We start from the raw sequence: 20405 nt of genomic DNA, 5'->3' as shown, positions 1-20405 counted from the left end.
AACGCTCGTGGCGAGAGTCGCGCGGCGAGAAGAACGGGCGGCGTGTCGGGGTATACTGAACGATTGGAAAACCGGCGCGAGAAGGGAATCGCACGATGGCACAGAAGGTTCAGGGCACCGAGGACCTCTACGGCGGCTACATGCGCGCCTGGCAGCGCATGCAGGACGTGGCGCGCGACCTGTTTGGCGCCTACGGCTTCGACATGATCGAGACGCCGGCCATCGAGCAGGTGGACACCTTCGTCCACGGCATCGGCGAGTCCACGGACGTGGTGCGCAAGGAGATGTTCCGCGTGGTCTCGGGCGCGCTCTTCGGCGACCTTCTGGAGAAGGGCACCGAGGCGGGCCTCAAGCCGCGCCAGCGCATGGCCATGCGCCCCGAGGGCACGGCCGGCGTGGTGCGCTCCGTGGTGGAGAACAACCTCGTGCCGCAGGGCGCGGCCCCGGCCAAGCTCTGGTACGCCGAGGCGATGTTCCGCGGCGAGCGCCCGCAGAAGGGGCGGCTGCGCCAGTTCCACCAGGTGGGCGTCGAGTGGCTCGGCGCGAGCGACCCGGCGGCGGACGCCGAGTGCATCATCATGCTCATGGAGTACTTCGAGCGCCTGGGCTTTGCCCGCGAGAGCCTGCGTCTCGTGATCAACTCGATGGGCGACGCCGCCTGCCGCCCCGCCTACCGCGACAAGGTCCGCGCGTTCATCCTCGACCACAAGGACGAGATGTGCGACGACTGCCTCGAGCGCGCCCAGATCAACCCGCTGCGCGCCTTCGACTGCAAGAACGACCACTGCCGCGAGGTCATGAAGGGCGCGCCGCTCGCGCCGGACAACCTCTGCGATGAGTGCGCGGCGCACTACGCGGCCGTCAAGCGCTACCTGGACGCGGCCGGCGTGGCCTACGTCGAGGACCCCACGCTCGTGCGCGGCCTGGACTACTACACGCGCACGGTCTTCGAGGTTGAGGCCGTGGGCGCGGGCGTGGGAGCCATCGGCGGCGGCGGCCGCTACGACGGCCTCGTTGAGCTCGAGGGCGGCAAGCCCACGCCGGGCCTCGGCTTTGCGGTGGGCTTCGAGCGCATCGCGCTCGCGCTCGCGGCGGCCGGCGTCGAGATGGGCGGCGAGGAGCCGACCTGCGTCTACGTGGCCACGACCGGCGGCGAGGCGGAGCGCGCGGCGGCCTTCGACGCGTGCCTGGCCCTTCGCGCCGTGGGCGTGCGCACCGAGGCCGACTACCAGGGCCGCTCGCTCAAGTCCCAGTTCAAGCAGGCCGACAAGCTGCGCGCGCGCCTCTGCGTGGTGCTCGGCGGCGACGAGGTGGCCGCCGGCGCGGCAACGCTGCGCGACATGGGCACGCACGAGCAGGTACAGGTGCCCATGGCAGAGCTGGTCGATGCCGTGAGGGTCCGCCTCGGGTAGGACATTGGGCGTCTGCCACCGGCGTCAGGCTTATTTGGCGCGCCACCGGCGTCAGGCTTATGCCACGGGCGTCAGGTTTATTTGGCACATGCGACGTGTGCCAAATAAACCTGACGCCCGTGGCATAAGCCTGACGCCGGTGGCGCGCTACTGGTAGCGCAGGGCCTCGACGGGGTCCATCTTGGCGCCGCGGCGCGCCGGGTACCAGCCAAAGACGACGCCGATCCCCACGCAGATGCCCGTCGCCATGGCAACGGTCGCCGGGGAGATGACGGGCACGAGCTCGCCGCTCCCGCCCATCATCGAGCTCAGGGCCGAGCCCGCCACGCTCGCGAGCAGCCATGCCCCGCCGTAGCCGACGCCCACGCCGATGACGCCGCCCACGATGCAGATGGTCACGCTCTCCAGCAGGAACTGCCCCGTGATGTCCCCGCGCCGGGCTCCGAGCGCCTTGCGCAGGCCGATCTCGCGGATGCGCTCGGTCACGTTGGTGAGCATCATGTTCATGATGCCGATGCCGCCCACCAGAAGCGAGATGCTCGCCACCGCGAGCGCGAGCATGCGGAAGGTCGCCGTCGTGGCGTCGAGCTGGTCGATGAGCGCCTGCGCCGTCTGGACGTAGACGTAGCCCTCGTCACTCGAGAACGAGGTCTGCCCCTCCTCGGGGTAGGGGATGTTGTAGCGCTGGTAGAGATAGCTCTCGGTGTTAGCCGCCACGGCGTACATGTCAGAGCCCTCGCGCGCGAAGCCGAGGATTTGCCAGGAGTTGTATCCTCCCTGCCCGATGAGGCGCGTGACGGCGGTCGACGCCGGCATGTAGGCGATGTCGCTCTGGTAGGGCGTGTCGGTCTTGATCGCGCCCACGACGGTGTACTGCGACGAGCCGATGCGCACGGTCTTTCCCACGCAGTCCGCGTCGGGGGAGCCGAAGAGGTTCTGCACCGAGGACCCGCCGAGCACGACGACCATCGCGCCGTCCTCTTCTTCCTCCTCGGTGAAGAGCCTGCCCTGCGTGGCGGAGAGCCCCATGCCCTGGAAGTAGGCGGGCTCGCACGCGGTGATGCTCAGGTACTCCACCTCGGCGGTGCTCGACGAGGCCGGGACCCCGGCGTAGGTGTAGCCGGTGACGAACTCGTAGTCGCCCGCGAGCGCCTGGCCCATCTCCTCGATGTCGTCCCGGTCGAGCGGCTGGTTGCCGGGAGGCCAGCAGGTGATGCTGACCGTTCGGGACATGTTGAGGCCGAGCTGGCCCACGAGCTGGGCCTTCACGCCGTCGATGAGCGCCGTCATGGCGATGACGGCCGCGATGCCGATGACGATGCCCAGGATGGTGAGGAGGCTCCGCGCCCGGTTGGCGAGAAGCGCGGACGAGGTCTCGTAGGCGAGGTCGCGGAACTTCATAGGCAGGGCACCCCCAGGAGCCGAGAGCGGTTCTTCGGAGCGGCGGGCGAGGTCGGGGAGGGGCCGGCGGCGTGCCCGCCCTTCTCGCCCGCGTCCTTCTCGCGCTGCGCGAGGCCCGCGAGGTAGGCGCGCTCCTCCTCGTCCGAGAAGAGCCTGCCGTCGCGGATGTGCACGGTGCGGTCGGCCCAGGCGGCCACCTCCGGGTCGTGCGTGATGAGGATGATGGTCTTGCCGCGCCGCTGCATGCGCTGGAAGGTGCGCATGACCATCTCCCCGGTGGCGGTGTCGAGGTTGCCGGTCGGCTCGTCGGCGAGGATGATGGCCGGGTCGTTGACGAGCGCCCGCGCGATGGCGACGCGCTGCATCTGGCCGCCGGAGAGCTCGTTGGACCGGTGGAGGTAGTGCTCCTCCGGCAGGCCCACCGAGCGCAGGGCGCGCCAGGCGGCGAGCTCGCGGTCGCGCATGGGGCGGTCAGAGTAGACGAGCGGCAGCATCACGTTGCGCAGCACCGTGGCGCGCGGCAGCAGGTTGAACGACTGGAAGACAAAGCCGAGCCTGCTGGAGCGCACGTGCGCGAGGTCGTCCTCGGAGAGCTCGGAGACCTCCACGCCCTCGAGCCGGTAGGAGCCGGCCGTCGGCCGGTCGAGGCAGCCGAGGGTGTTCATGAGCGTGGACTTGCCTGAGCCCGACGGGCCCATGATGGCGAGGAACTCGCCGCGCGCCACCTGGAGGGAGACGCCGCGCAGGGCGGTGGTGTGGCCGGCGGCCGTCTCGTAGATGCGCCAGAGGCCGCGGACGTCGATGACGGCGGACATGGCTAGGCCGCCGGGGCGTCGGCAGCCGCCACGTCGGCGCCGTCGGGCTCGGCGGCGCCGGCCGCCGCGTCGCCCCCGGCGGACGTCGGGTCGACGGAGAACGGGTCGAGCACCACGAGGTCGCCCTCGGACACGTCGCCCTCGATCACGGCCGTGGTGTCGCTCTGCGCGGGTACGCTCACGTCGCGCCGCTCCACGGCCTCGGTCTCGGGGTCGCTCATCACGTAGACGTAGTACGAGACGCCGTCGTCGGTCATGAGCGCGGAGACGGGCACGGTGAGCGCGTCGGGCACGCTCTGCATGAGGATCTCCACGCTCGCCGTCATGCCGGGCTTGAGCTCGGGCGCGGGGTCGGGGATGAGGAGCTCGACGTCGTAGGTGACCACCCCGCCGGAGCCGCCGTAGGGGTCGGCCGCCGCCGTGGTGGAGATGCGCGTCACCTGCGCGTCGAGCATGGTGCCCGGGAGCGCCGAGAAGGTCACGCGCGCCGCCTGCCCCACGGCGATGCGAGAGATGTCGACCTCGTTCACCTGCACCTTGACGGTCATCTGGGAGAGGTCGGCGATCTGCACGAGCGGGCCCGAGCCGCCGCCCTCCGCGCCGGAGGACGTCGTCCCGCCCGCGCCGACGGCCGCGCCCGCGACGGCGTTCAGCGCCACGACGGAGCCGGACGCCGGCGCCTTGACGGTGCGCCCGGCGGCCGTTGCGACGGCGTCGTCGTAGGCATCCTGGGCGATCTCCAGGTTGAGGCGGGAGGTCTCCAGCTCGATGAGCTTGGCGGCGAGGGCGTCCTTGTCCACCTCGTCCGCGTAGTAGAGCTCGTTGTAGGCCTTCTGCACCGTGTCGTTCTCGGCGCGCTTGGTCCTGAGGTCGAGCTCGGCCTGCTTGACGGCGCGGTCGAGCTCGTCGTTCTTGATGGTGAGAAGGACCTGGCCCTCGGCCACGGCGTCGTCGAGCGCCACGTCCACGGACGCGATGACGCCGTCGGCCTTGGGCGTCACCACCACGGAGGTGAGCGGCTGGGCCGTCCCCGTGGCCTGCACGGACTCGGAGAACTCCTCGCGCATGAGCGGGATCGTCTGAAGCGGGGCCTCCTCCGCGGGCTGGCTCGACGCCGAGGTCAGGACCGCCCAGGCGATTCCCGCGGCCACCACGATGCCGCCCACGACGCCCGCCGCGATGACCTTCTTGCGCCGCCGCGCCCGGCGGTGCCGCTGGAGGCTCTCGAGGGCGAGCCGCTCCTCGACGTCCTCCTCGGCGTCGGGGGCGTCCTCCCCCTCCGCATGGGGGAGCTTCATCTTGAGGTCGTCGCGCGTCATGGTGGGTCCGCCTCTCTCGGCAGGCTGAAGGCCGGCTGAACGAATGGGCCGAGCGTAGACCATCGGCGTGCGGCGCGCCATCCCGGGCGGGGTGCCCGAGGGGGTGAGGGGCGGTAAAAGGGCAGGTGAGCGGCGGAGCTTACGATACTGTCACACTTGGGGGCTGCCTTGCGCCCTCGGGGCCGCGCCCGCGCCGCGCCCGCCTGACGCCCCTCACGGGTATGCTGGTGGGGACGAAAGGGGGGCGGCGTGGACGGCGCGCGCATCATCTACGAGGACGAGGTCCTTCTCGCCTGCGACAAGCCGGCGGGGATGCTCGTGCACGGGGACGGCACCGGCGCGCGCACGCTCACGGACGTCGTGGCGGAGCACCTCGCGGCAGAGGGCCGCCCGGAGGCGCGCCCGCAGGCCGTGCAGCGCCTCGACGTGGGGACCACGGGGCTCGTGCTCTTCTCGCTCGACCGCGCCACGCAGGCGGAGCTCGACCGCCAGGTGGCGGGCCACGCCATGCGCAAGACCTACCTCGCGGTGGTGCGCGGGGCGTTCCCGGGCGGGGAGCGGCTGATCGACCGGCCCATCGGGCGCGACCGCCACGACGCCCGGCGCATGCGCGCCTGCCGGCCGGGGCAGGGCAGGCCCGCCGAGACGCGCGTGCGGCGCGTGGCGAGCTCGGGCGGGCGCTCGCTGCTGAGGGTCGAGCTCCTCACCGGCAGGCGCCACCAGATCCGCGTGCACCTCGCCTCGATGGGGTTTCCCATCGTGGGCGACGAGCTCTACGGCGGGGCGAGAAGCACGGAGGGCCTGCTGCTGCACGCCTGGCGCGAGGAGGTGGTCCATCCCGTGACCGGCGAGCTCCTGCGCCTTGAGACCGCCTGGCCCGAGCGCCTCTGGCCGTCCCCGCCCCCGGAGGCGCGGGCGTGCCACTGACGTCAGACGTGCCTGGCACGTGTGCCACTGACGTCAGACGTGTTTGGCACGGTCGGCACGTGCCTGACGCGCCGTCTGGTCGGAGGTGTCGCGAATCCCCCGCGCGGCAGCATTGCGGGGGATTCGTGACGGTTCTTCTCGGCAAACCGTCGCCTTGGCCCCGCACGCTGGCTCTGCGGGGGAGAGGCGACGGTTCGCGTCGGGGCCGGCGCCGTGGCCGGACCCACGGCCGGCGCCGTGGCCGGACCCACGGCCGGCGTCGCGGCGGGGAAATCCCCCGCGCCGCCCGCCGCCCCCTTCGGCGAGAACCTCCCAACGTGTGCGATACTAGTCTGTTAGAGGCGCCTCTGAGGGGAAGCGCCGGACAAGGGAGAAGAGAGCCGGGAGAGGGGCAACGATGGCCGACACCATGCGTGGCGTGTACACCAACCTGACCGAGATCCGTCGCAAGGTCTTCAGCTCCGTGGCGAGCGTCGCCTACGACATGAAGGACGACGACGAGAAGACCACCCGCCGCAAGATCCGCGACCTGCCGTACGACATCATCCCCGGCGACGTGGCAACGTACCGCGAGTCGGTCTTCCTCGAGCGCGCCATCGTCGAGCAGCGCATCCGCCTGGCCATGGGCCTGCCGCTGCAGAGCGTCGACAAGCGCGAGAGCCTGACCGACGGCCTCGCCGACGCCTCCGTCGCCGAGACCTACTACGAGCCGCCCCTGATCAACGTCATCAAGTTCGCGTGCAACGCCTGCGCGGACAACACCTATCGCGTGACCGACGGCTGCCAGGGCTGCCTCGCGCACCCCTGCCGCGAGATCTGCCCCAAGGGCGCCATCTCCTTCAAGGACAAGAAGGCCTACATCGACCAGGAGAAGTGCATCCACTGCGGCATGTGCTTCAACACCTGCCCCTACCACGCCATCCAGCACCAGGTGCGCCCGTGCGCGGACGCCTGCGGCATGCACGCGATCGGGTCCGACGACAACGGCCGCGCCCAGATCGACTACGAGAAGTGCGTCTCGTGCGGCCAGTGCCTCATCAACTGCCCCTTCGGCGCCATCGCCGACAAGAGCCAGATCTTCCAGGTCATCCAGGCTATCAACCGCGGCGACGAGGTCATCGCCGCCGTCGCCCCCGCCTTCGTCGGCCAGTTCGGCGGCAAGGGCAACGTGGACAAGCTCCGCCAGGCCTTCACGACGCTCGGCTTCTCCGGCATGGAGGAGGTCGCCATCGGCGCCGACCTCTGCACCGTCCAGGAGGCCGAGGACTTCGTCGAGGAGGTGCCCGAGAAGATCCCGTTCATGGGAACCTCGTGCTGCCCGGCCTGGTCGGTCATGGCCAAGACCGAGTTCCCGGACCACGCCGACTGCATCTCGATGGCCCTCACGCCCATGACGCTCACCGCCCGCCTCATCCGCAAGCAGCACCCCGAGGCCAAGATCGTCTTCGTGGGGCCGTGCTCCGCCAAGAAGCTCGAGGCCATGCGCAAGTCCGTCCGCTCCGAGGTCGACTTCGTGCTCACCTTCGAGGAGATGATGGGCATGATGAAGGCGCGCGGCATCGACGAGTACACCAAGCTCGAGGGCGAGGGCAGCTCGGACTTCGGCGTGGCGTCGGCCGACGGCCGCGGCTTCGCCGTCGCGGGCGGCGTGGCCAACGCGGTGGTCAACGCCATCAAGCGCCGCTACCCGGACCGCGAGGTCAACGTGGTCAACGCGGAGGGCCTCGAGGAGTGCCGCAAGATGATGAAGGACGCCGTCAAGGGCAAGTACCCCGGCTACCTGATCGAGGGCATGGCATGCCCGGGCGGCTGCGTCGCCGGCGCCGGCACGCTCCAGGCCATCAACCGCACCGCCGCCGCCGTCAAGCGCTACGCGAAGAAGTCGCCGCGCAAGAACGCGACCGAGAACGCCTATCGCATGCTCATCCCGGCGCTCGAGCGCGACGCCGACGGCAAGAAGATGACCGGCGAGCAGGCGCTCGCCGAGACCATCGAGGCCAAGCGTCCCAAGGAGTAAGCAGAAATCCACCCAAGACTCGCCTAAAAGGGGCCTGTCCCCTTTTAGGCGAGTTTGCGTGACGCACGAGAGAGAACACATGCTCAAGGTAGACCACGCCATTCTTCACGTCTTCGACTTCGAGTCCGGGTCGACGTACCTCTCGGAGCGCCCGCTCGACCTCACGGTCCGCGCCACGCGCTCCTACGTCCAGCGCCACCTGCGCAAGATCTCGTCCAACGCGGAGAGCCGCCACGGCGAGTTCGCGCCCGACTCGGGCTTTGCCGGGGAGCTCCAGCGCTACCTCGCCGGCGAGCGGGAGTTCGTGGAGTTCTCGGTCGAGATCGCCCAGTGGTTCTGGGAGGAGCTGCGCCGCACGGAGGACCTCGAGCAGTGCGACCTGCTCGTCGCGGACTTCTGCGACACCGACGCCGGCGGCGTGGACGGCGCCTCAACGGACGCCGAGGTGGACGCCGCCTTCGACGGGCCGGCGGGCCGCCGGTTCTTCTCGATACTGCTGCTGCCGCGCCGGCAGGCCTTCGTGCACGAGGTGGGCGGCGACTCCAACGACATCGCGCGCGTGGACGCCACGCTGCCCAACCCCTCGCAGAAGGTGGCCTCCTACGTGCTGGTGGACGCCGAGACCGGGGCCATCGACTTCCACGACAAGGAGCGCTCCGTGGGCGGGACGAGCGTCTCGCTCATTCCGGAGCGGTTCCTGCAGTGCTCGAGCGAGGCCTCCAGCCACGAGGTGATCGACGAGGTCAACGTCATCGTGCGCGACGTCGCCGAGGAGTTCGGCCTCACGCCGGCCGTCGAGGTCTCGCGCGCGAAGGCCGTGGTGGCGCGCGCCGCCGAGGTCGAGGAGTCCTTCACGCCGGCCGAGGTGGGGCGCGAGGTCTTCCAGGACCGTCCCGACCTGCAGGAGCGCTTCGAGGAGCGCGTCCGCGAGGCGGCCCTGCCCGAGGAGGCACCCGTGCGCCGGGGCGTGGCCAACCGCCTCACGCGCAGCCACAAGATCCGCACCGACACGGGCGTGGAGATCACCTTCCCCTCCGACCTGGCCACCAAGCCCGGCTACCTGGACTTCTCCACGGACGCCGAGGGTCGCATCACCATCACCGTGGGCAACGTGGCGAGCATCGAGAACCGCTAGGCAAGAGGGGCGAGAAGAACCGCCCGCCCGCGGCCGCTGCGGAACGCGGGCCTGTGGCAGTGGCAGCGGTGCCGGCGCTGCGCCGTTTGGGGTCGTGGCAGGAATCGGGCTGCCATGACCCCCTTTCTTGTAGCGCGGGCGAGAAGAACCCCAGCTCGTTCTTCTCGCCTGCTGCCACGACCCCGATTTGCGCAACGCGCGAGCGGCTGCCGCTGCCATAGCCCCGACCTGCGCCACGCCCCGCATCCAGCTCTCGCACGGCGCTTTGGCCCCGTGTGCATCTCGTGGCCCCGGGGGATAACGGATAGAATAGGGGAGCGTTCCTCTGCACCTTATTCGTACCCAAGGAGGCACTTCATGCCCCGAACGCATGTCAGCATGGGCGACGCCGGCATCACGCCTCGCAGCGTCACGCGCCGGGACGCCCTCAGGCTCTTTATGGGCGCGGGCATCTGCGCCACGTTCTTCCCCGCCGTCGCGCGGGCCGAGACCACCCAGGAGAAGCTCGACGCGGCCCAGATGAGCTTCGAGGATGCCCAGGCCGAGCTCAACCGCATCGGCCAGGAGACCGCTGAGGTCGCGGGTCGGCTCTCCGAGACCCAGGTCCAGATCAGCGAGCTCAACGCGCAGATCGACCAGACGCAGGCCGACATCGAGTCCAAGCAGGACGAGATCGACGAGCGCCAGGCCGAGATCGAGGAGAAGCAGGAGCGGCTCGGCGACCGCATGACGTCCGCCTACAAGTCGGGCGCGCAGGGCACGCTCGACCTCATCCTCTCGGCGACGACCTTCGACGAGCTGACGAGCAGCATCTTCTACCTCGACAAGGTGAGCGAGTCCGAGCGCGAGATGATCGAGGAGGTCAAGACCCTCAAGACCGAGCTCGAGACGAGCAAGGCCGAGCTCGAGGGCCAGAAGGCCGAGCTCGAGGCGCAGCGCGCCGACCTCGAGGACCTCCAGGCCCAGCAGCAGGAGGAGCTCGCGGAGACGCGTGCCAAGCAGCAGGAGGCCCAGAGCCTCGTCGACGGCCTCTCCGCCGAGGTCCAGGAGCTCATGCAGCAGCGCGACGAGGAGATCCTCGCCGCCCAGCGCGCTGCCGAGGAGGCCCGCCGCCAGGAGGAGCGCAAGCGCCAGGAAGAGGAGGCCCGCAGGCAGCAGGAGCAGCAGAACCAGCAGGGCGGCGGCTCCTCCAACTGGGTGGGGGACACCCCCACCAACGGATCGGGCTCGCTCCAGGCCGTGCTCAACGCCGCCTACGCCGTGGGCTCGCCGGGCACGGGCCTGTGCGCCGCCTGGGTCACCGACGTCTTCCAGTACGCGGGGCTCGGCTCGTTCTGGGGCAACGCCGACGACATGTACTACAGCTGGTGCCACACCGCCACGTCGCAGATCAAGCCCGGCATGATCATCGCCGTCAACTCGTCCCCGGCGAGCGCCGCCGGCCTCATCTACGGCCACATCGGCATCTACATGGGCAACGGCATCGTGCGCCACAACGTCGGCTTCATCCAGAACATGAGCCTCTCGTCCTGGGTGAGCTACTACAGCGCGCTCGCCACGCCGCTGTGCGGCTGGCTCGGCGGCATCGTGCTCTCGTAGGGCGGGCCCCACGCTGGCGCCCTCAACCTTGGATTCAGGGTGACCGAGCGTCGCGGAGTTCTCGTACAATGACCTGCCGACAAGGCGAGCAACTGCGAGGAGACTCATGGCAGGCAGGGCAGGAAGGCGGCCGAGCGCACAGGACCAGCAGCGTCACGCACGGGGGCTTCTCGTGGTGACGATGGTGCTCGTCGTGGCGCTTCTCGGTGGTGTGGGCGCGCTGAGCGCGCTCGTGGTGGCCGGGGCGTCGGGGGAGGCCGACTCCCAGGTGCGGGAGCTCCCCACGATCGTCGAGCCCGCCGCGCCCGAGCCCGAGCCGGAGCCCGAGCCCGAGCCCGAGCCCGCGCAGGACGACACGCGCGCCGCGGAACTCGCGCTCGACCCGGACCGCCAGACGGACTGGAACTACGAGTCCAACGGCGAGAAGATCGTCTACCTGACCTTCGACGACGGCCCCTCCAAGAACACGGGCCGCGTGCTCGACATCCTCGACCAGTACGGCGCCAAGGCCACGTTCTTCGTGACCGGGCACGAGCCCGACTACCGCAGCTCGATCAAGGACGCATACGACCGCGGCCACAGCATCGGCCTGCACTCGATGACGCACGACTACGACAAGATCTACGTCTCCGAGGAGGCGTTCTTTGCGGACCTCGAGCAGGTGGGCGAGGTCGTGAAGGAGCAGATCGGGTTCGTGCCGTACCTCACGCGCTTCCCCGGTGGCGCCTCCAACACCATCTCGGCGAACTACTGCACGGGCATCATGTCCGCGCTCGTGGAGGACGTCCCCGCGCGCGGCTACCAGTTCTACGACTGGAACGTGACCTCGGCGGACGCCTCCGGCAACAACGTCCCCGCGGAGACCATCGTGCAGTCCTCCTGCGTGGAGGGATACACCAACATCATGCTGCTCTTCCACGACGCCGCGACGAAGACCACCACCGTCGACGCCCTGCCGCAGATCATCGAGTTCTATCAGGAGCGCGGCTACGAGTTCCGCGCCATCGACCGCGAGAGCTTCGTCTGCCACCACGGCGTCAACAACTAAGGGCGGCAGGTCCTTCTCGCCGGTCCTTCTCGCCGGTTTTTCTCGCCCTTCGAGCATGCCCCTGTGCACGCCTCGGCCGAGCATGCCCCGGCGCACGGATTCCCGCCTTGGGCGAGAAGGACCGTGCGCCCAGGCATGCCCGCGCCCTCCGCTAGGCCGCGTGGTCGAATTGCGAGTTATATAGTAATCGATAAAACCGCAGGTAGAACGGTTGATATAGGCTAACTTGTCCCAATTTGTCCCAACGGACCGGAATTTCCGGCGATGTCTCGTGCAAGTTGCGATAGCTGCGAGTCGTCCGGGCGGTCATAGTATCTGAAAGTGGTCGTCGGCTTCGTGTGCCCCATGATCTTCGCCAGCTTCTCCATCGGCACGCCCCTGTCCCAGTGCATGTGGGTCTCGAAGGACGGCCTCAGCTCCTTCATCGGGAGCCGTCGCACCCCTGACCCCTCGAGCAGCCTGTTCCACGTGTCGCGGACACGCCACCTCGGCACGGGCGTGCCGTCGCCCCGGTCGTTGAGGTACAGGGCCCCGTCCGGCAGCCCTCCGACTATCTCGCGCAGCCTCGCGGCCTGCGGGCCGCCTATCCCCGTCCATCGCTTCGACTTCTCCCGGGTCTTGAGCTGCGCCCCCACGTCGTCGTCCTGAGTGAGCTGGTCGCTGATGAGGACCAGCGCCACGTCGACGTCGAAGGCCATGTGGTCCAGCGCCAGACCGCACGCCCCCCCCGACGCGCGCACCCCCGTAGGCAGAGATCAGGAACGGAGCCTCGCAGACGGACCCCCTCACGACGTCCCACACCCTGAGGAGCTCATCCGGAGAGTAGGTGCCGCGCTCGCGGGACGTGTTCTCGCCATACCTGAACTTGCGGTCGGCCGGGTTCGCCTGCATCACGTCGTACATGACGGCGTAGTCGAGCGTCACCTTGAGGACGGCGCGGCATATCTTTCCGCTGGCCGCAGACATCTCGAGCAGCCAGTCCTGGATGTCGATGGGCCTGACGTCCGTGCACGGGACGTCGGCGAAGCGTGGGCCGACGTAATTGCGCCACTTGGACTCGTAGTTGATGAGTGTCCTCTTCGCGACATTGCCGTCTCTGACCCCATCCCTGAGGTGCGGGAGCTCGAACCTCTCCCACATCTCGCCGACGGTCGGGACGGGCGCGTCCTGGGAGTGCTGGACCCTCAGGCGCGCCAGCTCCTCGTCACCGTCGGTCTTGGTGCCGACGATCGTCTTGCTGTGGCGCGTGTAGCCGCGCCCGTCGTGGAGGTCTGCGTAGAACCTCAGACGTCTGCGCCCGGCGCGGCGTCGTCGTTGCTGCCCCACGCGCTGCGGGACTTCCTGCCTCGCTTCCGTGGCATAATTGAGTTCTCCATCCTGTCGAGGGGTGGAATATTGTGCGCCCACCGGCTTGACTTGGCGGTTCCGGTGGGCGCGGTTTTTTTGTTTGTCTGCGCGCTAGGCGGCGCCGATTCCGTTTGCCTCGCTAATCGTGAGGTCGAACGGCTCCCTCGCGTCGACGTGTATGGTCGCCGGGAGGCTGTAGCGCTCTAGGAAGTCGGAGACCTCGGCGCCTATGGCAGAGCCATCGGCTGAGTACATGACGGTGATTCCGGACGGCGTGTCCTCGACGGAATGGCATCTGGAGAGGCTCCCGCTCGGGTCGATCAGGACGTACAGCATGTCGACCACGTCGGCATAGCTTGCCGATGCGGCGCTGTATGACCTCATGCTAACCCCTCCTCCACTTGACTCCGTATGAGCTGACGGGAGCCTCGTATCTGCTCCACGATACCACGATGCCTCTCTGCGGGTTGTCTCGGAAATCCACGACGGCGCGCGAGTACGGGTAATCCTCTTCGGACTCGTTCCGGTAATAGACTTCACGAAACTCGTGGGTTGCAGATTCGTCGATTCTGTCCGGGTCGGAAACGACGGTCCTGACCTCAGATGTCGAGATGAACTCTGGTGGGTCGGGGTGCTTGCCCTGTCTCTCGCGAAGCTCGACGATCGACTTGAGCATGGTGACCTCGCGGTCAAGAGGGTCTGTTTCGGACCATTCGACGTCGAACGGGTCTATCTCTCTACTCGTTCGAACCATCGCCGTCGACCTTCCACTGCGCGGTGTGCTTGTTGAGCATGTCCCTGAGAGAGATCAGATCCTCGTTGTTCATGAAAATCCTCGAAACCATGACCCCCTTCCTCGTGCCATCTTCCGCCTCGGAGTCAAGCTGGGAGAAGTCGAGCCTTGTTGTCCCTCCCTTCGTTCTTGCCATCACGAAATCGGCGAACACTCCTTTCCTGGACTGGGTGTCCTGGTCGAGCCTGACATTGACGCTCGGGATGATTTCTTCTGCCATTCTCTTTCCCCTTTCTACCATCTCTTGAACTCGTCGTGGTTCGCTTGGAACCACGGCTACGCCCTGACTATCCTTCCGCCCTGCCTCTGTGCCTCGCGCTCAAAGAACTTGAGGAGGTCGCGGTGTGATCCAATCGCGTCTCCAGACAACTGCGACAGCTCGTTGCCATAGTTTGTGAGCGTGATATCACTGAAAGACACGGGTCCTTTTGCGTCGCCTTCTACCGCATATCTATCTCCATCTATCACAATGAGCTCGCCAACGTCGAGCGACGTTTTCGACGTGAGCACCACGAGTTCGAGCGATGCGAGGTGGGCGATTTCTGAATAGGTCATTTCCCCGTCGCAGTACGATGCCCCACCGTTATCCAAGAATACGCACGGGACGACTCCGGTGATGTTTCCGTATTCGTCGACGCATCTGGCGCAGAGCGAGCACAGCCTCTGGAACAGGCCTGCGTCACGCGCGCCCATGTCTGACAATATCGAAAGGGTGCGCTTCGAGTAGCTTCCCGGCTGGTCGAGCTCGCCGGAGAGGACCTTGCCCCAGATGAGCCGCATCTCGTCGTCGAACTGCTCTGATGCCCCATCCGACCACCTGAGGAACCAGCTGTGGTCAATCTTGCTTGTTTCGTAATCCCGACCCAGCTCTGATTGGGCAATGGCGAGGCATTCGGCAAGGTTGTTTGATTTGCTGCATTCGTTGATGTAGTGCAGGCACATGCCGTCGACGGTGCTTTGGCTATAGCCTTGCTGGATGAGACTTCCACGCATCCTTTCTATTTCGCCGAGCATGACTTGGTTGGCCTTGGCCTTCCCACGCGCCTCACTTGCCACGGGAATGCCAGGAAAAGCCTTAGCTATGGACTGTATGAATTGCCCTACTCCCGATAGTGTGGAGCTTCCTTCTCTGTGCTCTGCAGTCATCAGAACCCCCAGTCGAACGGCATGCAGCACCAGACTACGCGGCCCATGGGCGCCGCCTTCACCCCTCTGAACCGTCGTTGCCATATGTACCTATCAACGTGAGCCCGCACTCCCTGACCCTGATGGCGGCGAACTCGTCGAGGTTCGGGCAGGTTCCCCACTCGCATAGGGTCGAGAGCTCGAGTCCCGCGCGCGTCAGGCTGATATGGAACGAGCATGCCTTGGGCTTGTCGTGATCGTTTCGGGCGACGATGACGGAGCTCGCGGTCGAGAGCTCGAGCGTCTGTCCGTGGTTGAGGTTCTTCACGTCGAAGACGCTCGTCGAGAGCAGCCCGATCGACTCAAGCGAGGACAGCCTGCCATAGTCGAACGCACCGCCGTTGAGGTGTCTGCCGCTGCGGCTCGAGTGAAGCAGGATGTGGACCTTGTCCCGATAGGTCTTCGCGCGCTCGTTGCGCACGATGCAGGTGCAGAGGGTCGAGAAGTCCTTCACGTCCGTCGCGTCCATGCTCGAGAGGACCCGGAGGGTCCTGAGCGAGAACACGCCCGGATGGGACGCCTCCTCGGCCGCGAGCCGCGCCCACAACGAGCGGACGTCCTTGTCGTAGGCCCCCCTCGACCCTTCGAAGATCGTGTCGCGCGCCTCGGGAAGGAGCCCTCTCGCCTCCCGGTCTCGCGAGTCGAGGATTCCCTGGGCCTCTTCCAGCACCTCGACGACGTTGTCGGCCTGCTCGTTCGTCATGCGGTACCCCATGGCCTCCATGACGGCCCTGCGCTCGCTCATGCAGGGGAACTCGTCGTAGATCCGCCTCGCGGCCTCAATGACGGACTCCGCCCTTATCGCCCTCGCCTCCGCCTCGCGCCTTTCGTAGAAGGCGGGGCTGACCAGCCTCACGATGCTCGCGAGCGGGCCGAGCCTGTCGGACGTGCCGCCAGGGGAGAGGTTAAAATTCACCGTGTTGCCGGACAGCTTGACGGCGTTCGCCTCAGCCGACGCCGAGGCGCTCTGCTTGATCTCGCCCATCACGCATCCACCCCTTCCTGATCAACTCCACGTTCGGCGGCCTCTCCCAAGGCCATGCGAGCGGTCACCCGACCCTCACGAGCCTGCCGTCGCGGATCTGGTACCTTCCCCGCGAGAAGTCCGACCTCACCCGCTCGTACTCCTTAGGTCTCTCGGTGAAGAGCGTCGTCAGATCGCCGGTCGCCAGGAACCTGACCCTGCCGAACTCGCTGGTCGGCTCGGCCAGCACGAACCCTGCCCCGGACGCCTCCTCCACCTCCTCCTCGGCCGGCGTGGTGGGACCTGGCTCGCGCTCTATCCCACCGTTCTGCCAGATGCCCGCGCAGGGCATCTTCGCCCCGAAGGACATGGAGCGGAACCGGAGCTCGAGAGAGTCCAGGTCCTCCTTCGCCCCCGCCCCGCCCGAGGGCGGGTCCCCCTGTCCGGGGATCTCCGTCAGGCGCTCCCACGTGAGCCCCGCGTCCTCGCGGGCGACGTCGAGCGCGTCCCCGTGGGCGGCGAGCAGGTCGGCCACACCGTCCTCGAGCGTCCACCTGCGGTCCCACCCCGAGACGGTCTCGTAGCGCACGAGCCCGAGGGACTCCAGGTCGCGGAGCCGCTCGTTGGTCAGCCTCAGGAAGTTCTCGTCCGTCTCGCTGAACATGTCGTCGTAGACGTCCGGGTCATCGGGGTCGATCCAGGTGACGTCGGCGGACCCGTGCTCCCATACGGCCACGAGCGTGCTCTTCGTGCAGAAGTCCATCTCCCGGAGCGTCTTAGCAAAGTCGTCGCGCGCCGCTCCGCCGCCCGACTCGAGCTCGCGGCCCATGACGAGGGCGACGAGGTCTCCGCTCGAATCCAGGAGCGCCACCGCCCTGTCCGTCGCGCGCGCCCAGCCGTCGCCGTCCGGGACGAGGAGCTCGTCGAGGGAGAAGCCCCCGCCGAGCCCGCGGACCGGCCTCGCGGAGACGTCGAGCCTCCGCCCGGGGGAGAGCCAGGCGCCCACGACCGCCGCCTGCTGGTCGAAGTCGATCTTGTGGAGGAACGTCTCGCGCAGACCGGTGCGCTCTGCGTCGGCATGGTCCCGCGCGCCGAGGTCCCTCTCGAGGGACGATATCGTGGCGTCTCTCTCGTCCACGTCCTCCTGCGTCGGGCGGCCCGCGAGCTCCCCCTCGAGGGATGCGATCTCGGCGTCCTTCTTGGCGAGCTGACCGAGGGCAACTCGATGTCGGATGAAAAGGCCGACTAGGGAACCGACAAGCGCAACGGAAGCCGTCCATGTCGCGAACCCCTGAGTGTGCTCCACTGCGAACTCGGCTACGGTCGCGAGAAGACCGGTGCGCTCGTTGAAAAGCCATGTACCCAGACTCGCGAGGCCGATCCAGACGAAGTTGCCGACCACGCTGCCGAGCGACCAGTCGAGTGCCTTTTCGAGGGTCTTCCTCATGCCGCCCCCTCCCCGGCTACCACATCCTCAGCACCCCGCCCCGATTTAGACGCGAGGCGGGACGGATCCGCCGTGAACGTGGACGCTATGCCGGCGAGGTCGCCCTTGCTCTTCTCGTCCAGGAGCGAGTAGGAGTGGTTGAGCGCCTGCTGGCGGGGATCCGAGTACGCGACGGGCTGGAAGTCGCGGCCGGCAAGCTCGTCGAGGGTGCAGTGGAGAAGATCGGCGATGTCACAGGCATCAGCCAGCGTTAGTTTTACTTCTCCAGTTTCCCATGACTTGTACTTTCGTTCAGATATTCCAAGTTCATCGGCGATGGTCTTTCTGTTTTTGTATCCAGCTTCTTTGCGAAGCCTCATGAGCTGGAGCTTCATCTTCTTTCCTTTGGTCGATAGCTGAATCGTACATATATAGCGACCTTTTTTCAACAAATAGACGAAAATCTGTTGACATGGACGAGAATCACGTCTAATCGCAGGACTGTAAACGAAATAACGTCTATTTATTACGAAGTAGACGTGATTTAAGACAGGGAGGTACACCCGATGGGTCGCCGAAACGAGCTCACATACGAGGGGCGGGAGACGAAGGTCCCGTATACCTTCACTGGCGCGAGTGACATCGACGAGGCGCTCGAAAACGCTCTCAATGCGGTCTACGACGCCAAGACGTTCCGTGCGTATGCCAGGGCGACTGGGACCGACGTGGTCAGGACTGACGTCAGCATCCTGATGACGGCGGGGTGCTTCGCATGCGGGGCCGTCGCGTGCCTCCTCGGCCTTTGGCTCATGGGGGGTGATCTAGGTAGATTACGACAAGGTCAGCCGCAGCCTGCGCAGCTGGATGGCGGCCGCGTGCTGGACGCTCGAGGACACCGCCAGGCACCTCGGCGTGCCCGTCTCCACGCTCAAGGGCTGGCTGTACGGCAGGCGCGACATGGGCCTCGATGGCGCCGCCTCGTCTTCGACGTGTTCGGCAAGGCGATCGACGAGCTGGCGTGCAGGGGGGAGAAATGACGAACGACAGGCTGACGAAGGACGACATTGACCGGCTCTGCGAACTGTTGAGCAGGCTTGACAGAAGTCAATGGCTCAAGGTTTTAGCGACGGTTGACCGCGCCTTCAACTCCTCTCGCCAGCAGTTCCTCAAGCAGCACAGGGACGAGTGGGAGAGGCGCGGCAAGACGCCGGATTGATTCTCGGAGCGACTTGCCGTGCTCTCGGAGGGCTAGGAGGTCGCCCAGTCGTGGTACTCCCGCAGCATCTCAAGGACGACGGCGTTTGCCGCCTTGATTACCGCGTGAGACAGCCCGTACTCCTCAGAAATCTCGTCGAGCTTGGCGGTTCCGAACGATTTCTCAAGGGCGGCCATCGCGGGGGTCACCGACTTTGTCCCATCCCACAGCGCCTCAAACTCGCTGAAGTCCTTCTCCATTCTAATCACCTTCGATCTACAGAGTCACTATTCCTTGAAAGCCGAATGCCACTGCAACACCCCAAGAAGAGAACGCGGCGGGCCGGACGCGGGGCACCCGAGGGTACGACCCCGCGAGCCGAGTGAAGACCCTCTCCGTGTGCGGAGGGGGCGAGAGGCGGTTCGCCCACAACCAGAGGAGAGAAAGACGCTGAGATACCCGAGGCTGTGAACGTGCTCGGCGTGCCGTATTCCGTCGAGCGCGGCGGCGTCGAGCCGGACGAGAATGGTACCTGCAGCCCGTCGGCGCGGATGATACGCCTGAGGGAGGGGTGTGCCCGGAGGAGGAGGCACAGATGTACCTCCACGAGCTGGTGCATGGTCTGGCGCGGAACGACGAGTACGAGGACGAGACACTGACGCAGGGGCTCGCGATAGGCCTGCAGATGGCCCTCTTCCCGCAGTGGAGCCCCGTTTAGCGTCCGGGGCCACGACGCTTACTAGTGCTTTGCGGCCTTGTGGTTGGCGAGGGTCTTTCCTGCCTTGGATTTCGCGGGCTTGGAGCTCGCCTTCTTGGCGAGGGTGCTCGCGGCCTTGCCGACCTTGCCGCCGTGGTGGACTGCCATGCGCTTCACCTCCTAACGTGCGTTTCGATTTGTGCTAGTGGCGATCAGTGGGAGGCGTTCCGAGAAGGACGAACCTCTGTTTGGTCGTGACACATGATACACCGCATCTGGTGGATGTTCATTTAACAAAAGCACAAGATATTGTTGATAACATGTCTACATGTTGTTGAAGGGCAGTGAATCCCCAGGTGAGGATGACGTCACGCCTAAAAGGTCTAAGGAAGAAAAACAATCTAATCGTTGCCGAAGCTGCCGAGCGGTCAGGGATTCCGCGTCCCACGTTCGAGAAGTGGGAGCTGCTGGGCGTCCCCGAGATCGTCGACTATGCCGTTCGCATCGCGGGCGCGCTCGGCGTCGAGGTGTGCGACCTCTACGAGGGAGGAGGGGGTCCTAACGGTCTCGCGACATCGCACCACCGGCCCGTCCCTCGCTGCCGCCCGGCTTCGTCCGGCGGGATAGGGCTCGGGCGCGCGCTCATAACGTATCGCCGGCCGTCGCAACGGCGTCGCCATGATGGCTTTCCCCTCGCGCGCCCGCCCTCGAACGAGGGCGGGCGCGCGGCCATCAGCAACGTGGTCGCCTCCTTTCTCCACGGGCGTCCGTGACCCAGGCGGCGAGAGGAGGGCGGGGTGCGAACGGCGGCCCCCATCCGGACCTCCTTGTTCGCACTAGTCGAGAAAAAGTACAAGAAGACCCCGTTGAGATGCAGCTTGGTGGGGGGTGCGACCAACGGAAGTGATTAGGAATGAGTATACCTGCATCTAGGTGGGAGATGCCGGTCATCGAGATGAGCGGCAGCCGGGAGACGCCGGAATTCCAGCGCTTCCTCCAGGCCGTGCGAGGCGGCATCCCCAGTGCGGACTTCTTCCCGGCGGTCGACATCCTCGAGGCGCGCTCCGACGACCGCGCAGACGGGAACAGCGTGGTCGAATAGCGGTATAGCAAGAGCTGACCCCT

The 20405-nt window shown here is 66.9% G+C and carries 22 protein-coding genes; 9 read left to right on the top strand and 13 right to left on the bottom strand.

Going from position 1 to position 20405, the window contains the following annotated elements:
* The first annotated feature begins 95 nt into the window (after nucleotides 1–95).
* Nucleotides 96–1412: a histidine--tRNA ligase gene (gene hisS, locus E0L17_RS05145; RefSeq protein WP_167930182.1), complete on the top strand. Its 1317-nt coding sequence runs from the start codon at nucleotides 96–98 to the stop codon at nucleotides 1410–1412.
* A gap of 147 nt (nucleotides 1413–1559) precedes the next feature.
* Here hisS and E0L17_RS05140 read toward each other — a convergent pair whose 3' ends face one another.
* Genes E0L17_RS05140 through E0L17_RS05130 form a run of 3 tightly spaced genes read right to left on the bottom strand, consistent with a single transcriptional unit; the run spans nucleotide 1560 to nucleotide 4947 of the window.
* On the bottom strand, nucleotides 1560–2813 hold the full coding sequence (locus E0L17_RS05140; protein ID WP_167930181.1) for an ABC transporter permease: 1254 nt from the start codon (nucleotides 2811–2813) through the stop codon (nucleotides 1560–1562).
* Entirely contained in the window at nucleotides 2810–3628 is an 819-nt protein-coding gene (locus E0L17_RS05135) for an ABC transporter ATP-binding protein (RefSeq protein ID WP_167930180.1), read from the bottom strand. Before E0L17_RS05135 ends, E0L17_RS05140 begins: the two co-directional genes overlap by 4 nt.
* A 2-nt stretch (nucleotides 3629–3630) precedes the next feature.
* The gene (locus tag E0L17_RS05130; RefSeq protein ID WP_167930179.1) at nucleotides 3631–4947 is read right to left on the bottom strand and encodes an efflux RND transporter periplasmic adaptor subunit; all 1317 of its coding nucleotides are present in this window, start codon (nucleotides 4945–4947) and stop codon (nucleotides 3631–3633) included.
* A gap of 249 nt (nucleotides 4948–5196) precedes the next feature.
* Between E0L17_RS05130 and E0L17_RS05125 the strand changes: the two genes are divergently transcribed.
* From E0L17_RS05125 to E0L17_RS05105, 5 genes are all read left to right on the top strand, one after another.
* Nucleotides 5197–5874 (top strand): RluA family pseudouridine synthase, encoded by a 678-nt coding sequence (locus E0L17_RS05125; protein ID WP_353652951.1) that lies wholly within the window; start codon nucleotides 5197–5199, stop codon nucleotides 5872–5874.
* A 397-nt stretch (nucleotides 5875–6271) separates the two neighbouring features.
* Nucleotides 6272–7891 (top strand): 4Fe-4S dicluster domain-containing protein, encoded by a 1620-nt coding sequence (locus E0L17_RS05120; RefSeq protein ID WP_167930178.1) that lies wholly within the window; start codon nucleotides 6272–6274, stop codon nucleotides 7889–7891.
* 79 nt (nucleotides 7892–7970) lie between these two features.
* The gene (locus E0L17_RS05115) at nucleotides 7971–9026 is read left to right on the top strand and encodes a nucleoid-associated protein (RefSeq protein ID WP_167930177.1); all 1056 of its coding nucleotides are present in this window, start codon (nucleotides 7971–7973) and stop codon (nucleotides 9024–9026) included.
* Nucleotides 9027–9383: 357 nt separating this feature from the next.
* A complete protein-coding gene (locus E0L17_RS05110; protein ID WP_167930176.1) occupies nucleotides 9384–10625 on the top strand; it encodes a coiled-coil domain-containing protein in 1242 nt (413 codons plus the stop codon).
* Nucleotides 10626–10731: 106 nt separating this feature from the next.
* Nucleotides 10732–11673 (top strand): polysaccharide deacetylase family protein, encoded by a 942-nt coding sequence (locus E0L17_RS05105; protein WP_206109011.1) that lies wholly within the window; start codon nucleotides 10732–10734, stop codon nucleotides 11671–11673.
* A 221-nt stretch (nucleotides 11674–11894) separates the two neighbouring features.
* Here E0L17_RS05105 and E0L17_RS05100 read toward each other — a convergent pair whose 3' ends face one another.
* From E0L17_RS05100 to E0L17_RS05060, 8 genes are all read right to left on the bottom strand, one after another.
* Nucleotides 11895–12413 carry a tyrosine-type recombinase/integrase gene (locus tag E0L17_RS05100; RefSeq protein ID WP_167930175.1) on the bottom strand — a complete coding sequence of 173 codons (519 nt, stop codon included), beginning with the start codon at nucleotides 12411–12413 and terminating at the stop codon, nucleotides 11895–11897.
* Between the two features lie 718 nt (nucleotides 12414–13131).
* Nucleotides 13132–13404 (bottom strand): hypothetical protein, encoded by a 273-nt coding sequence (locus tag E0L17_RS05090; protein WP_167930174.1) that lies wholly within the window; start codon nucleotides 13402–13404, stop codon nucleotides 13132–13134.
* Nucleotide 13405: 1 nt separating this feature from the next.
* The gene (locus tag E0L17_RS05085; RefSeq protein WP_167930173.1) at nucleotides 13406–13774 is read right to left on the bottom strand and encodes a hypothetical protein; all 369 of its coding nucleotides are present in this window, start codon (nucleotides 13772–13774) and stop codon (nucleotides 13406–13408) included.
* Nucleotides 13758–14033, bottom strand: coding sequence for a hypothetical protein (locus E0L17_RS05080; RefSeq protein ID WP_167930172.1), 276 nt, complete (start codon nucleotides 14031–14033; stop codon nucleotides 13758–13760). The genes E0L17_RS05085 and E0L17_RS05080 overlap by 17 nt, the downstream gene beginning before the upstream one ends.
* A gap of 56 nt (nucleotides 14034–14089) precedes the next feature.
* Complete coding sequence (locus E0L17_RS05075) at nucleotides 14090–14959, bottom strand: DUF2806 domain-containing protein (RefSeq protein ID WP_167930171.1); 870 nt, start codon at nucleotides 14957–14959, stop codon at nucleotides 14090–14092.
* Between the two features lie 58 nt (nucleotides 14960–15017).
* Nucleotides 15018–15983, bottom strand: coding sequence for a DUF2806 domain-containing protein (locus E0L17_RS05070; protein ID WP_167930170.1), 966 nt, complete (start codon nucleotides 15981–15983; stop codon nucleotides 15018–15020).
* Between the two features lie 64 nt (nucleotides 15984–16047).
* Nucleotides 16048–17409 (bottom strand): hypothetical protein, encoded by a 1362-nt coding sequence (locus E0L17_RS05065; RefSeq protein ID WP_167930169.1) that lies wholly within the window; start codon nucleotides 17407–17409, stop codon nucleotides 16048–16050.
* A complete protein-coding gene (locus E0L17_RS05060) occupies nucleotides 17406–17783 on the bottom strand; it encodes a helix-turn-helix transcriptional regulator (RefSeq protein ID WP_167930168.1) in 378 nt (125 codons plus the stop codon). The genes E0L17_RS05065 and E0L17_RS05060 overlap by 4 nt, the downstream gene beginning before the upstream one ends.
* A 638-nt stretch (nucleotides 17784–18421) precedes the next feature.
* On the opposite strand from E0L17_RS05060, the gene E0L17_RS05055 reads away from it, so the two are divergent.
* Nucleotides 18422–18604, top strand: a complete 183-nt coding sequence (locus E0L17_RS05055) for a hypothetical protein (protein WP_167930167.1) — start codon at nucleotides 18422–18424, stop codon at nucleotides 18602–18604.
* Nucleotides 18605–18636: 32 nt separating this feature from the next.
* Here E0L17_RS05055 and E0L17_RS05050 read toward each other — a convergent pair whose 3' ends face one another.
* Entirely contained in the window at nucleotides 18637–18843 is a 207-nt protein-coding gene (locus E0L17_RS05050) for a hypothetical protein (RefSeq protein ID WP_167930166.1), read from the bottom strand.
* 335 nt (nucleotides 18844–19178) lie between these two features.
* On the opposite strand from E0L17_RS05050, the gene E0L17_RS11050 reads away from it, so the two are divergent.
* Entirely contained in the window at nucleotides 19179–19301 is a 123-nt protein-coding gene (locus tag E0L17_RS11050) for a hypothetical protein (RefSeq protein WP_286163304.1), read from the top strand.
* A 21-nt stretch (nucleotides 19302–19322) separates the two neighbouring features.
* On the opposite strand, the gene E0L17_RS11045 is transcribed toward E0L17_RS11050, so the two are convergent.
* Entirely contained in the window at nucleotides 19323–19448 is a 126-nt protein-coding gene (locus E0L17_RS11045; RefSeq protein ID WP_286163303.1) for a hypothetical protein, read from the bottom strand.
* Nucleotides 19449–20220: 772 nt separating this feature from the next.
* Here E0L17_RS11045 and E0L17_RS05045 point away from each other — a divergent pair.
* Nucleotides 20221–20382, top strand: coding sequence for a hypothetical protein (locus E0L17_RS05045; protein ID WP_167930165.1), 162 nt, complete (start codon nucleotides 20221–20223; stop codon nucleotides 20380–20382).
* Nucleotides 20383–20405: the final 23 nt, after the last annotated feature.

The sequence above is a fragment of the Olsenella sp. SW781 genome (genome assembly GCF_012027725.1).
Lineage (GTDB): Bacteria > Actinomycetota > Coriobacteriia > Coriobacteriales > Atopobiaceae > Thermophilibacter.
This window is presented reverse-complemented; position numbering and strand designations above follow the sequence as displayed.